Source organism: Citrobacter sp. HN-141, assembly GCF_033341895.1.
In the GTDB taxonomy this organism is placed as follows: domain Bacteria; phylum Pseudomonadota; class Gammaproteobacteria; order Enterobacterales; family Enterobacteriaceae; genus Citrobacter.
In genome coordinates, this window is the sequence record NZ_JAWPBF010000008.1 from 1 (window position 1) to 13,450 (window position 13,450).

Annotated in this window: 12 protein-coding genes, 2 pseudogenes and 1 other annotated feature; of the genes and pseudogenes, 4 read left to right on the plus strand and 10 right to left on the minus strand. The window is 51.1% G+C overall.

Annotation, left to right across the window (positions count from 1 at the left end; genetic code table 11):
- Positions 1-240, plus strand: a pseudogene (locus tag RYZ59_RS11270) (transposase); the annotation flags it as partial.
- Positions 241-370: 130 nt separating this feature from the next.
- Here the strand turns inward: RYZ59_RS11270 and dacD are convergent.
- The 4 genes from dacD to phsA all read right to left on the minus strand — a co-directional run bounded on the left by dacD (position 371) and on the right by phsA (position 5,325).
- Positions 371-1,543, minus strand: a complete 1,173-nt coding sequence (gene dacD / locus RYZ59_RS11275) for a serine-type D-Ala-D-Ala carboxypeptidase DacD (protein ID WP_318048085.1) — start codon at positions 1,541-1,543, stop codon at positions 371-373.
- A gap of 151 nt (positions 1,544-1,694) precedes the next feature.
- Positions 1,695-2,462: a thiosulfate reductase cytochrome B subunit gene (gene phsC / locus RYZ59_RS11280; RefSeq protein WP_318048082.1), complete on the minus strand. Its 768-nt coding sequence runs from the start codon at positions 2,460-2,462 to the stop codon at positions 1,695-1,697.
- Positions 2,459-3,037 carry a thiosulfate reductase electron transport protein PhsB gene (gene phsB / locus RYZ59_RS11285; RefSeq protein ID WP_137382385.1) on the minus strand — a complete coding sequence of 193 codons (579 nt, stop codon included), beginning with the start codon at positions 3,035-3,037 and terminating at the stop codon, positions 2,459-2,461. The genes phsC and phsB overlap by 4 nt, the downstream gene beginning before the upstream one ends.
- 14 nt (positions 3,038-3,051) lie before the next feature.
- Positions 3,052-5,325, minus strand: a complete 2,274-nt coding sequence (gene phsA / locus RYZ59_RS11290) for a thiosulfate reductase PhsA (protein ID WP_202038938.1) — start codon at positions 5,323-5,325, stop codon at positions 3,052-3,054.
- A 397-nt stretch (positions 5,326-5,722) separates the two neighbouring features.
- Between phsA and sbcB the strand changes: the two genes are divergently transcribed.
- Positions 5,723-7,147, plus strand: a complete 1,425-nt coding sequence (sbcB, locus tag RYZ59_RS11295; protein ID WP_318048080.1) for an exodeoxyribonuclease I — start codon at positions 5,723-5,725, stop codon at positions 7,145-7,147.
- 39 nt (positions 7,148-7,186) lie between these two features.
- On the opposite strand, the gene tsuB is transcribed toward sbcB, so the two are convergent.
- The 6 genes and pseudogenes from tsuB to RYZ59_RS11320 form a co-directional block, all read right to left on the minus strand.
- Positions 7,187-7,414: a thiosulfate utilization sulfurtransferase TsuB/YeeD gene (gene tsuB, locus RYZ59_RS11300; protein WP_137383002.1), complete on the minus strand. Its 228-nt coding sequence runs from the start codon at positions 7,412-7,414 to the stop codon at positions 7,187-7,189.
- A 16-nt stretch (positions 7,415-7,430) separates the two neighbouring features.
- Positions 7,431-8,489 (minus strand): thiosulfate utilization transporter TsuA/YeeE, encoded by a 1,059-nt coding sequence (gene tsuA / locus RYZ59_RS11305; protein ID WP_137382963.1) that lies wholly within the window; start codon positions 8,487-8,489, stop codon positions 7,431-7,433.
- Positions 8,490-8,665: 176 nt separating this feature from the next.
- A complete protein-coding gene (plaP, locus tag RYZ59_RS11310) occupies positions 8,666-10,027 on the minus strand; it encodes a putrescine/proton symporter PlaP (RefSeq protein WP_040231916.1) in 1,362 nt (453 codons plus the stop codon).
- Positions 10,017-10,079, minus strand: a complete 63-nt coding sequence (yoeI, locus tag RYZ59_RS24765; protein WP_101741514.1) for a membrane protein YoeI — start codon at positions 10,077-10,079, stop codon at positions 10,017-10,019. Before yoeI ends, plaP begins: the two co-directional genes overlap by 11 nt.
- A gap of 162 nt (positions 10,080-10,241) precedes the next feature.
- A pseudogene (locus tag RYZ59_RS11315) lies at positions 10,242-11,226 on the minus strand (LysR substrate-binding domain-containing protein).
- A 41-nt stretch (positions 11,227-11,267) separates the two neighbouring features.
- On the minus strand, positions 11,268-12,092 hold the full coding sequence (locus RYZ59_RS11320; protein ID WP_318048079.1) for an SDR family oxidoreductase: 825 nt from the start codon (positions 12,090-12,092) through the stop codon (positions 11,268-11,270).
- Positions 12,093-12,266: 174 nt separating this feature from the next.
- Here RYZ59_RS11320 and hisL point away from each other — a divergent pair, with 174 nt between their 5' ends.
- Both hisL and hisG read left to right on the plus strand, forming a co-directional pair.
- Positions 12,267-12,314 (plus strand): his operon leader peptide, encoded by a 48-nt coding sequence (hisL, locus tag RYZ59_RS11325; protein ID WP_101741515.1) that lies wholly within the window; start codon positions 12,267-12,269, stop codon positions 12,312-12,314.
- Positions 12,290-12,412: a sequence feature (His leader region), on the plus strand. It overlaps the preceding gene by 25 nt.
- A gap of 46 nt (positions 12,413-12,458) precedes the next feature.
- Positions 12,459-13,358 carry an ATP phosphoribosyltransferase gene (gene hisG, locus RYZ59_RS11330; RefSeq protein WP_202038942.1) on the plus strand — a complete coding sequence of 300 codons (900 nt, stop codon included), beginning with the start codon at positions 12,459-12,461 and terminating at the stop codon, positions 13,356-13,358.
- Positions 13,359-13,450 lie beyond the last annotated feature (92 nt).

The window sequence follows — 13,450 nt, forward strand, 5'->3', positions numbered from 1 at the left end:
AGATGGTTGGCGCTGGCGGCTAACAGTGACGTTCCCATGATGAAAAATGCCGCGAAAACGATAGGAAAAAGGCTGTAGGGGATCCTGAATGCGATGCGACACAGTGTCTCAAACGGAAATGCGGAGGCACTTAACAGCAAGATCAGGCTGCTGAGGATAAAAGCCAGGGGATACCGAAACCGGGAGCGCTTTAAACTGGGGGTGATGTTCCACTACGGAAAGCTGAATATGGCGTTCTGAGCCTTCCCACCATGATCGGGGAAGACCCATTTATATACAGTGTAATTTTTGTGTATTACGGCCACAAGGAAATAGTGATTATTATGTGAGCAGTTTCGCACTCTTGCCAGTCAGTAGCATGGGTGAAAAATTACACCTTATGGTGGAAGTAATCGCTCAGACGTGAAAATACGCCGCCTTTACTGACCGATTCCAGGGTGACCAGTGGCCAATGCGCCACCAGCTTATCCCTGTCATAGAGTTCAATTTCCCCCACGCGTTGATGCGCGGCAATAGGCGCTACCAATTCTTTCTTATCAAGAACATATTTTGCTTTGATATTCTGGACTTCAGCCTTAGGCAGTGCCATCCAGAAATCCTGCTCGGTGCCGAGGCTAATGCTTTCTTTATCGCCATACCAGATTCGTTCGACACCGACTTGCTTACCGCTACGCAAAACCTGCACCGTATCAAAATTTTGTTGCCCCCACTGCAGCAGTTTACGTGCCTGATCCTCGCGCCCTTTCGCGCTCTCGGCGCCCATAACCACGGCAATCAAGCGACGCTGTCCGTCAACTGCAGAGGCGATCAGGTTAAATCCGGCCCCGGATGTGTGCCCGGTCTTCAGGCCATCAATGTTCATTGTTTTATCCCACAGCAGTCCATTACGGTTTTGCTGTGTGATACCGTTCCAGGTAAGACTCTTCTCACTGTACATGTGGTAGAAATCAGGTTCCCCGTGAATAATTGCCCGGGACAACACGGCCAGATCGTAGGCCGAGCTATGCTGGCCTGGCGCGTCCAGCCCATGCACCGTTTCGAAATGTGTATCTTTAAGCTTCAGCTTCTCAACGTAGCTGTTCATCATCGCGACAAACTGTGGCTGCCCACCCGCGATGTAATCAGCCAGCGCGACGCATGCGTCATTGCCGGAATCAACAATTAAACCGCGACTTAAATCACGTACTGAAACGCGATCGCCTTCTTTCAGGAACATTAACGATGAGCCAACAAACACCGGATTATCTTTCGCCCATGCGTCACGTCCGACAGTGACGATATCCGTTGGGCTAATGCGATGGCTATCAATCGCACGATCGACAACATAGCCGGTCATTAACTTGGTCAGGCTGGCGGGGTTGCGTTGCTGGTGTTCATTACCGGCGGTCAGGATTTGGCCCGTGGTGTAATCCATAAGCACCCACGCGCCAGCATTAATGGCGGGAGGCCGGGGTGCAAAACTGGCGACATCAGTCGCATAAGCGGACGAAAAGCTAATCGCGAATAGCGAAGCGGCAATAAACAAACGGCGTTTCAACAGCATGTCCTCATAACCAGGAGAAATAGCCGTTCTTTTTACGGAAGTTCTGCCGAACAAACATGGATAAATTGCAAGAAAATGTGACATAAGGCACATTTTCTTGCTATTAAAGAAAGAATGTCAGACGGGCTTCCCCTGCAAAATCCGCGCAGGATTAGCCTTTATGTGATGCTGTTTCTGCATGATGGCTGCGATGACGGTGATAGCCGTCAATCATGCTGCGAAAGATTTGCCCCGGCGTATCACCCAATGTGCACAGGTAAATATGTGCGCAAATGAACAGAATGCCAACAATCGCCAACACCATATGCAGCACCAGTACCACCGGCCCGGCGTCTATAATCTGCGGGTAAAGACAGAGCAACCCGGTAATGATTAACAGCGGAACCAACGCATACATGATGGCCAGATAGGCTAACTGTTGCAGGGGGTTAAATTTATTCTCCGCTGTTGCCGCAAACGGATGTGCCTCACCTTTCATTATCCCATACAGATAAAAACGCGTTTGTAGCAGGCAGCGCTTTATCAACCCGCTGAATTGCACACGATAGTGGCAACCGTTGCCGCTGGTGGCATTGATCATGACGAAGCCAATCCAGAAAGCCAGTAATGCGAATCCACACCAGGTGTGCACCTGCACCATCAGCGCTACCGGTCCGATAGAAAAATGGCCGAACAAACCGCTGAGCAGAAGCAGGATAAAAAGCAGCGCATTTCCCCAGTGCCAACGGCGGACAGCCAATGAGTAAAGATAGTCACGGTGCTCTTCTCCGGCTGCCGTTTTGGGCGCCAGCATTCGACGCAGCAGCGCATGTACCACCAGACCGGCAATCATCAACAGAATGACTACGCCTGCATAAATGAGCCACAGCGGCCAGTAGTCTGGCGCATAGTTAAGCTCAGCTCCCCAGATAGAATTCATACTTTTCCCTCCTGATGAATCTCTTTACGCCGGAAAATACTCACCGCACCGCTGCGCGTATCCTGCTGACGGTAAACCTCTTTTTGATGAATCCAGTGCTGAATTTCAGGGTCATCACGGCGACCAAACTTCAGCGCATCCGTAGGGCATACGGAAACACAGGCAGGCGATTGTCCAGCGTCCAGACGGGTGTCTGCACAAAAGTTACATTTATCTGCAATTCCTGTTTGTGGGTTCAGGTAGCGCACATGGAACGGACAGGCGGCAACGCAATAATCACAGCCAATACAGCGGGACTTGTCCACCTGCACAATGCCGTTTTCGTCCCGAAACGAAGCGCCAGTCGGACAGACGCTGACACAAGGCGCATCTTCGCAGTGCTGGCAGGAGACGCGGACAAACTGGAAGTGAGACAGCACCTCAGGTTCGTTTTCCGGTGAGCGGATCTGCACCTGCAGCCGGCTAAAACCTTCTGGCACGTCATTCAGAACTTTGCAGGCAACCGTGCACGCCTGACAACCAATACAGCGTTTCTCGTCATGCAGCATGACATACGGATTTGTTGACTGATTCATGATGTTCTCCTTTCTCATGCCCGACGAAGCGTAACGCCAGCGGTGTGGACCACCGTGCCGGATACCGGACTGGTCACATGTGGAAGCAAGTTTCCACAGTGGATCCCATGCGTTGTCGCTGCGGTTTTGGCTCCCGCCTTGGCGCCGAATCCCATATAGACGAACAGCGTATCGGGTCGAATACCGGCAGTGACCAACGCTTTGCCTTTCTCCTTACCCGTCGCATTTTCAAGCCAGATGTCATCACCGCTTTTAATCCCTTTTTCTCCAGCCGTTTTCGGGTGGATCCACACCGCGTTATCCCACATCAACTCGCTGAGCAATGGGACATATTGCGTCGCGCCATTGGTGTGAACTGCGACTTTGCCTTGAATGAAATAGAGTTCATTGTCGGCCTTGAGCGCAAAATTGCGTGCACGCGGAATACCATAGCCCGGCAGGAGTGTCTCCAGTTCTTCGGAATAGAGTTCGATCTTTCCGGATGGGGATTTGAAGCGCAGTTGTTCGCCATACGTACCGTCATTGTCAGCGGCCACTGCTCCCGGATACTGCGCAGTAAACTGGCGTACCGATTCAGGCTCACGGAGTAACAGCGGTACGCCCCACTCCCGATAACCCTTCTGGCGCAGTTCAGCAGATAACGCATGGTCACCATTGAGCTGATACAGCTGGCGTACTTGCATATCTTGCCACGGATAGAACTGCCCAAGCCCCAGTTGCTCGCCCAGCTCTTTCCAGATTTGCCAGCTTGGGCGCGCATCACCAATAGGCTCAACGACCTGCTGGCGCAGCGCATAGGCTGGATTCAGCCCCGACATATCAGAGACTTCTTCATCGCGTTCGAGATAGGTGCATTCAGGTAACAGGTAATCGGCATAGGCCGCGCTTTCACTTAAATAGACATCGCAGCTCACCACCAGATCCAACTGCTCAACGGTTTTGACCAGATCCGGCCGACAGGTCACAGTTTGAAAAGGATTATGCCGGGACATAATCCATCCTTTCACCGGATAAGGCGTCTGGTTTAACACAGCATCGATAATGCTCTGCACCACCCCGCCGCCCGCAGCGATGTATTTGAATTGCGGCGCGACCAGGTCAATACGCTGCGCCGTTGGCTTAGGGAGTTTAGCATCCGGTTTCGCCAGCACCGGAGCCACCTTCTCTCCCGCCAGCTTATTGTAGGTTGCAGCCGCTTTTTTCTGGTACATGCCGCCTTCGCGCTCAATATTTCCCAGCAGCACGTTGAGGGTGAAAATCATGCGCCGCATGTCAATCTCTTCCTGCGAAAAAGTCGCACGGTGGCCGGGGCTGACAATCGCATGGGGGGCGCAGGCCGCCATTTCACGAGTCACCCGGGTAATGACATCCGCAGGTACGTCGGCCAAATTTTGTGCCCATTCCGGCGTGGCCTCTTGTACCGCCTCTGCCAGTTGGTCAAAACCTGTTGTGTAGCGTTCAACGAATCCCGCGTCATACAATTTTTCAGTAATCATGACGTGGCACATCGCCATCAGCACCGGTAAGTCTCCCCCCGGTTTAATCGCATGCCATTCATCCGCCTTACTGGAAAATACCGACAGTCGGGGGTCGAAGCTGACCATCTTCGCGCCTTTCTCTTGTGCGGTCATCAGTTCATGAGTATCGGCAACCTCAATTCCTTCATAGAGGTTATGTCCAAAAGAGACCATATAGCGGGTGTTGGCGATATCCATTGCTAAATCCCCACCCATCATTACTTTGGCGGCTATGGCTTTACCTGCTGGACAAGTTGAAGCGTGCGTGAAGGTATTTGGTGAGCCAAAAGCCGTCGCCAAATGAAATAAATGGCCGGAAAGCGAACCGGATTTAGAGGAGAAGACAACGCCCTGCGGCCCGTATTGATTTTTTATTGCCGTCATCTTTTCGGCAATTTCTTGATACGCCTGTTGCCAGCTAATGACCTGCCATTCGCCACTGCCACGCGGCCCGGTGCGTTTCATCGGTTTCACAATCCGGTGCGGGTCGTTTACCAGGCTAACACCGCTGCCCCCGCGAGCACAAACGCGCGTGCCTTGCTGAGGGGCATTAGGGTTTCCCTGGATAAAAACTGTTTTATTATTAATCACCTGAGCCTGAATTGGACAGCGAAAGGAACACATTTCACACAGACTTGGCGTCAGGGATGTTTTCCCTTTAATACTCTCTGGCGAATTTCGCGCCAGTGCGCCAGGTGGGAAACTGCCTATTGCACAGGCCGAGCAGCCAATACCCACGCCCCGCAAAAAATTACGCCGACTAATGCTCATATAACCTCCTGTTATTAGATATATCCAATGATTATATGGCCTTTAAATTATTAATTTTTAACCTTACTCACATTTCATTACAATGAAACCCCGTTAACTGGCAAGAATAAAACCCATTGTTTATAAAAGAGTTTTAAAGTTTCCAGAATGCGCTGACAAACGTAAAAATAACAATAATGGTTCTCAGTTAGTTTATTTATAAACTCAGAAGATAACGTTTTCTTATTTCATGAAATATCTTTAAAACTCCAAATCTATTAATTCGTTTTATTTTAATCACGTTCACCGCAATTTTATTGCGGCCACCGCCGAGTATTGATAATCCCGTTGCTGATTACCGCGCTATTTTTTGGTATTCTTAGATAAGCGCTAAATTGATCCCGGACATAACTGAACAATGAATGACGGCAAGCAGCAACCTGGTTTTCTCTTCCACGATTACGAGACCTTTGGTACCCATCCGGCACTGGACAGACCCGCGCAGTTTGCGGCCATCCGCACAGATAGCGATTTCAACATCATTGGCGATCCCGAAGTCTTTTACTGCAAGCCCGCCGACGACTATCTGCCACAACCAGAAGCGGTACTGATAACCGGCATTACGCCGCAAGAAGCACGTGATAAGGGTGAGAATGAAGCCGCTTTTGCTGCCCGCATCCATGCGCTGTTTACCGTGCCGAAAACGTGTATCCTCGGCTATAACAATGTGCGCTTCGATGATGAAGTGACACGTAATATCCTGTATCGCAATTTTTATGATCCCTACGCCTGGAGCTGGCAGAACGACAATTCTCGCTGGGATTTGCTGGATGTGATGCGCGCCTGCTATGCGCTACGACCGGAAGGGATCAACTGGCCTGAAAACGACGACGGTCTACCCAGTTTCCGTCTTGAGCATCTGACCCGCGCCAACGGCATTGAGCATGCTAATGCTCACGATGCGATGGCAGACGTGTATGCCACCATTGCAATGGCGCAACTCGTAAAGTCACGTCAGCCGCGTCTGTTTGACTATCTCTACAGTCACCGCAATAAACACAAGCTGGCTGCGTTGATTGATGTCCCGCAAATGAAGCCCTTAGTGCATGTATCTGGGATGTTCGGTGCATGGCGAGGTAACACCAGTTGGGTTGCCCCGCTCGCCTGGCATCCGGATAATCGTAATGCGGTTATTATGGTCGACTTAGCCGGTAATATTTCTCCCTTGCTTGAACTGGATAGCGACACCCTGCGCGAGCGTCTTTACACCGCCAAAGCCGATCTGGGAGATAACGCCGCGGTGCCAATTAAACTGGTGCATATCAACAAATGCCCGGTTCTGGCACAGGCTAATACGTTACGTCCGGAAGATGCCGAACGTCTCGGTATTAACCGCCAGAATTGTCTGGATAATCTTAAAGTCCTGCGTGAAAACCCGCAGGTACGCGATAAAGTGGTGGCTATTTTTGCCGAAGCAGAGCCCTTTGCGCCATCGGACAACGTAGATGCGCAGTTATACAACGGTTTTTTCAGCGATGCTGACCGTGCCGCAATGAAGATCGTTCTGGAAACCGAACCTCGCAATTTACCCGCACTGGACATCACTTTCGTCGATAAGCGCATTGAAAAACTGCTGTTTAATTATCGCGCACGCAATTTCCCTGGAACACTGGATGAGGGAGAGCAGCAACGCTGGCTGGATCATCGTCGTCAGGTATTCACACCGGAGTTTTTGCAAAATTACGCGAATGAATTGCAGATGTTGAGTCAGCAATACGCTGACAACAAAGAGAAACTGATGCTACTGAAATCGCTCTGGCAGTATGCGCAAGAGATAGTTTGAAGATGAAATGCCCTCCGCCAGACGACGGAGGGATCGTGTTTACGCTTTCTGCACCGTAATACTCCAGGCGGCGTCACCCACCTGTTGATAATCAGTAATCACGTGCCCCTCTTCGGCAGCCCATTGCGGGATTGCCTCAGTTGCCTGGGTACAGTCAAACTCGATCACCAGTTCATCACCACTTGCCATTTCTGCCAGTGCCGCTTTTGCTTCAATCAGTGGAAACGGACAAACCTGCGTGACCACATCCAGTTTTTTAATTGCCATCATCAAATCCTTACGCTTAATTTGCCGCAGCAGCGGTTAGTTTTGCCTTACGCTGCGGTCTGATATACACAATCCATGACGCAGTCCAGACGCCGAGAATCATAAAGACCAGGCCAACCCATCCCTGCCAGGTCATCATCGCCGTCATAACCAGACCGTTGCCAATCGAACAACCACCCGCGATGCTGGCACCAAAGCCCATTAACAGACCGCCAAAACCGCTACGCAGCGTGGTGGGTGCGTCGGCTGCACGAACGCGAAATTCGCGACTGGCTTTCGCTGCAATAAATGAGCCGAGAAAAATGCCCAGCACCAGGAACACTCCCCAGTTAATAAACTTACTGTCGCCTGCGACAAGGAATTGCAAAATATTAGCGGTTGGTGACGTGATACCCAGGCCAAACATTCGTCCGGTTGCTTCGCTCAGCGGCCATGCCAACAGCGCAATCAGCCCGATCAGAACCGCAGTAACAAATGGATGCCAGCGCTTCTCAAATAAAATATGCGCAAGGCCGGTACGACGAGGCGGTAGCGTAGCGACTTTCAATTTTGGTTTTCTCAGCTCTTTCGCCACCACCCACAATGTAACCGCCAGCAGAATAGCGATCAGTGGCCATACGGACAGGTTCAACGTATCGGCAATGGAGTTATGCTCAGTACTGTAGGTTTTCAGCGCCTGATTCAGCCCACTCGCATGCGTAGAGCGCATCACCGCACTCATCACCATATAGGTAAATAGCGCAATCCAGCTACCGATAAGCCCCTCTCCTGCACGATACCAGGTTCCGGTAGCGCACCCGCCCGCATAAACAATTCCGATACCAAAAACATAACCACCAACAACGGTTCCCAGCCATGGGAAAGTGCCGGCATCATAGGAGAGCACACCCGCCTGGATCAACGCAAAGACACCCACGCTTTGCACAGAGATGGCTATCAGTAGCGCATAGAACATACGATTGTTTTTCGCAATGTACATATCGCGAAAGCCACCCGTCAGACAGAATCGCCCACGTTGCATGACAAAGCCAAGCAGCGCGCCACAGATGAGCCCGCTTAAGATCATTGAAAACATAAATTAATTAGCCAGAAGTATATTAGTCAGGAAATTATTCATGACTAACTGGTTCAGAACCAATAACCAAATTCTCTAATTTAGAACTAACGGTTATTAATACTGGCTGGATATAAAGCGCAGGAATAAAAAAACCGGAGAACATGTCTCCGGTTTTTCGATGTCAGATTAGATTATTACGCGATATCTTCATCGTACTGCGGTACCGGGTTGCGGAAACTCTTGGTCACACAAGCCAGGTAGATCAGGCCAATACCAGCCCAGATCAGTCCCAGAACCATAGAGCTCTCTTCCAGGTTCACCCACAGCGCACCCACGGTCAGCGCACCGCACATCGGCAGGAACAGATACTGGAAGTGGTCTTTCAGCGTCTTGTTACGCTTCTCACGGATCCAGAACTGGGAGATTACCGACAGGTTAACGAAGGTAAACGCCACCAGCGCACCAAAGTTAATCAGCGCCGTCGCCATTACCAGGTCGAAGTTGATTGCCAGCAGGGCAATCGCGCCAACCAGGATGATGTTCATGGACGGAGTACGCCATTTCGGGTGCACATAACCGAAGAAACTTTTCGGGAATACACCATCGCGCCCCATCACGTACATCAGACGCGCTACGCCTGCATGCGCCGCCATCCCGGATGCCAATACGGTAATGGTGGAGAAAATCAGCGCGCCGACCTGGAAGAACTTACCGGCTACGTACAGCATGATTTCAGGCTGTGAAGCATCCGGGTCCTTGAAGCGAGAGATATCCGGGAAGTACAGCTGCAACAGATAGGTGGAGACAATAAAGATCAGGCCACCAATCAGCGCGGTCAGGAAAATTGCACGCGGGATCACGCGCTCAGCATCCTTGGTCTCTTCAGAGAGGTTGCTGATACCGTCGAAACCAGTGAATGAGAAGCACAGGATAGTAGCACCCGTGATCATTGGAATCACGTGCGCGTCACCTGACCAGAACGGACGGCTGCTCACCAGCGTACCCGCACCTTCCCCTTCGAACACGCCATAAACGACCATGCCGAGGATCACCGCAATCAACACGACCTGCAACAGCACGATCACGGTGTTGAAGTTCGCGACAGATTTGAGGCTGCGCAGGTTAAAAGCAGTCATAAAGGCCACCAGTGCTACCACGAAAATCCATGACGGTATCGACGGCACCAGGGCTTCAAAATAGATTTTCGCCAACAGAATGTTGATCATCGGTGCGAACAGGTAGTCCAGCAGTGATGACCAACCCACCATAAAGCCAACGGTCGGGCTAATGGATTTCTGGGCGTAAGTGTAGGCAGAGCCTGCAGACGGATAGCGACGCACCAGTTTACCGTAGCTCAGTGCGGTAAAAAGGATGGCGATCAGTGCAAAGGCGTAAGCTGTCGGGACGTGACCATCGGTCATTCCTGATACGATACCGAATGTATCGAACAGCGTCATCGGCTGCATATAGGCAAGGCCCATCATGACAACCGGAACCAGCGTAAGCGTTTTACGTAATTCCACGCGAGAGGTGTTTGGAGTAGCGTTATGCGACATGGTTATCCTCCATTACGGCGGAAACCGTCGCGTAAGCAAAAAATTGCCCCATTTTTTGTTAATCCTCAGCGACAACAACTGTCGATTTTTAAGTAAGTATCTATCCGGTACGAAGCCCGGCCTCTTTTATGAATGATTGGTTTGATGCAAAAAAATAACCGACGCGTATTAAAACGTCGGTTAATCTCATTTTTTGCAAGCGGCGCATTGTGCCCTAAATTAGGGCGAAATGACAAGAGAATGAGAGCCTTGTCAAAAAATATTTTTTCCTAACCGATTGATTTATCGACAACCGTTTTTACATAGACACCCGCGATAGCACTATTTGCTAAAATTTCATCCCGCCACCATGCACTGGCTAATCCCGCGGTCTGCTCGTTCCAGCCAATCCACACGGGTTCAAACAGAATTTGCGCGACAACTTTCTTCTCAATCAGGGCCCCGCTGTCCAGAAATCGTTGTGCCAGATAGCGCGGAATATAACCACATCCCAGACCACTGATCTGCAGTTCCAGTTTGGTTTTGAAGTCAAAAACGGTGATGGCTTCCTGATCGTCAAGAAGCTGAGAAGCCGATATGTTCGCGGGATGCGCATTATCGCCGACCACAATGGCGCGATAACGTTTGATCGTTCTGCGGCTCAACGGTTCCGGCTCCTGCGCCAATGGATGATGGGGGGCAACAACAAAAGCCTGTTCAAGCACACCCAGGCGCGCAAATCCAAAGTCACTCGCTGTGGGTGGGTCACGCATGGCACCCACAATGATATCGGCCCGGCCCTGAATCAGGGCATCCCAGGAGCCGCCCAATACGCCATTGATAAATTTAAGACGCGTTACGCTGTGGTGTTGATAGAAAGATTCGATGAGCGGGGCAAGAAGCGAAAAGGGAAAGGTATCGTCTACGCCGATAACCAGTTCATTCTCCCAGCCTTCATGCAGTTTGATGGCCTGCTTTTCAAGTTCGCGCACGGTATGTAGTACCTCGCGTCCCTTTTCCAGCAGCATCTGTCCGGTTCGGGTAAATTTGGCCCGGTGTCCACTGCGATCCAACAACTGAATATTGAGATCGCTTTCCAGTTTGTGGACGGTATAACTCAGCGCTGACGGCGTCTTAAACAATTTTGCGGACGCCGCCGCGAAACTCCCCTCTTTCTCTAACGCATCAAGAATGATTAAAACATCCAGCAGTGGTTTCATACTCGCCCCCTGGCGGTATACAGCGACACTCTGCTGATCTGTCACTCCATCGGCATCACCAGCGGATCGGGATACTGGTACTCAAATCCAAGCTCATTACAAATTCGGTTGCCATCAATGACTTTACCTTTACCGTTATCCACTCCGTCCCGGAAATCCGGTGGTTCCATCCCCAACAGACGAGCCATCTGAGGGTAGAACACATTGCGCGCCGGATGCATAGGCGCACATATATTATAGATGTGTCCCCCTTTAGGCGCTTGCAGCAGCAACGTGATAGCAGAAACCACGTCATCCAGATGCACCAGATTGACGCCATGCTGGCCATCAGGTGCAGTTTTACCCGCAAAAAAGCGACCGGGATGTCTGCCCGGTCCCACCAGACCTGCCAGGCGCAGAATATCCACCGACGTTCCCGGCAAATTGTGCAGCCAGTCTTCGAGTTCTTTCAGGACTCGACCACTTGCCGTGACCGGATTGCGTGGTGTGCCCTCTTTCACTGTCCCCTGCACATCACCATAAACCGAGGTAGAGCTGGTAAAAATAATCCGTGGAATACGATACGCCAGCGCACTGTCGACCAGTTCCTGCATTGCCTGTAAATAAAACGTCTCACCCGGGCCACTACGGCGTGCAGGCAGGGTAATGACCAGCGCATCCGCATCCATTAGCGCATCGAGATCGTCAGGTTCACAGACCAGTTCAGGCTCCAGGCGTAGCAAGTAGCTTTCAATACCGCTCATTCGGGCCGCTTCCACCCCATCCAATGTGGTTTTGCTGCCGGTTACCTGCCAGCCCCTGGCCGCCAGAGACATGGCTAACGGCATGCCTAACCAACCTAATCCGACAATTGCGACCTTTTTCATGCCTTTTCTCCTGACTTTTGGCCTATAACCCAAGGCTACGCCAGCCCACGGTGGCTGACAATTCATAGTATCAATATGAAATGAATTAATGATCAAAAAAAGCCCTTGCTTTCCGTGGCTAAAGTGGTTTAGGTTAAAAGACATCAAATGAATAAGCATTCATCGAGAAAATTTATGACACGCGCTCAATTTAATCACCATCATCACCATCATCCTGACTAGTCTTTCAGGCGATGTGTGCTGGGAGACATTTAAATCTTCCAGCGGTGCATGAGCGTATGAGAAAGCCCCCGGAAGATTTCCTCCGGGGGCTTTTTTTTTGTGCGTGACCCAAACCGATTCAGACAGGATAACGAGGAATAGAGAATGTTAGACAACACCCGCTTACGCATAGCTATGCAGAAGTCAGGCCGTTTAAGCGATGACTCACGCGAATTGCTGGCCCGCTGTGGTATTAAAATTAATCTTCACACCCAGCGCCTGATTGCGATGGCAGAGAATATGCCTATTGATATTCTCCGCGTACGCGATGACGATATCCCGGGTCTGGTCATGGATGGCGTCGTTGATCTCGGCATCATCGGCGAAAACGTGCTGGAAGAAGAACTGCTCAACCGCCGGGCACAGGGTGAAGATCCTCGTTACTTTACGTTACGTCGTCTGGACTTCGGCGGCTGTCGTCTTTCGTTGGCGACCCCGGTTGACGAAGCCTGGGACGGTCCGTCTGCACTGAACGGCAAACGTATCGCCACCTCTTATCCGCACCTGCTCAAACGTTATCTCGACCAGAAAGGGGTTTCGTTCAAATCCTGTTTGTTAAATGGGTCTGTCGAAGTTGCTCCCCGTGCGGGACTTGCAGATGCAATCTGCGATCTGGTCTCCACCGGTGCAACGCTTGAAGCCAACGGCCTGCGTGAAGTGGAAGTCATTTACCGTTCCAAAGCCTGCCTGATTCAGCGTGACGGAGAAATGCCGGCAGCTAAACAACAACTGATTGATAAGCTGCTGACCCGTATTCAGGGGGTTATTCAGGCTCGCGAATCTAAATACATCATGATGCACGCGCCAAGTGAACGTCTGGACGACGTTATCGCCTTGCTGCCAGGCGCTGAACGCCCAACGATTTTGCCACTGGCCGGCGATCAGCAGCGCGTGGCAATGCACATGGTTAGCAGCGAAACCCTGTTCTGGGAAACGATGGAAAAACTGAAAGCGCTTGGCGCCAGCTCCATCCTGGTGCTGCCTATTGAGAAGATGATGGAGTAATTCCACTTATGCTGCCCGGTGGCGCTTCGCTTGCCGGGCCTACAAGACCCGTAGGCCGGATAAACAACGAGCCATCCGGCAAAAAAAGGAAG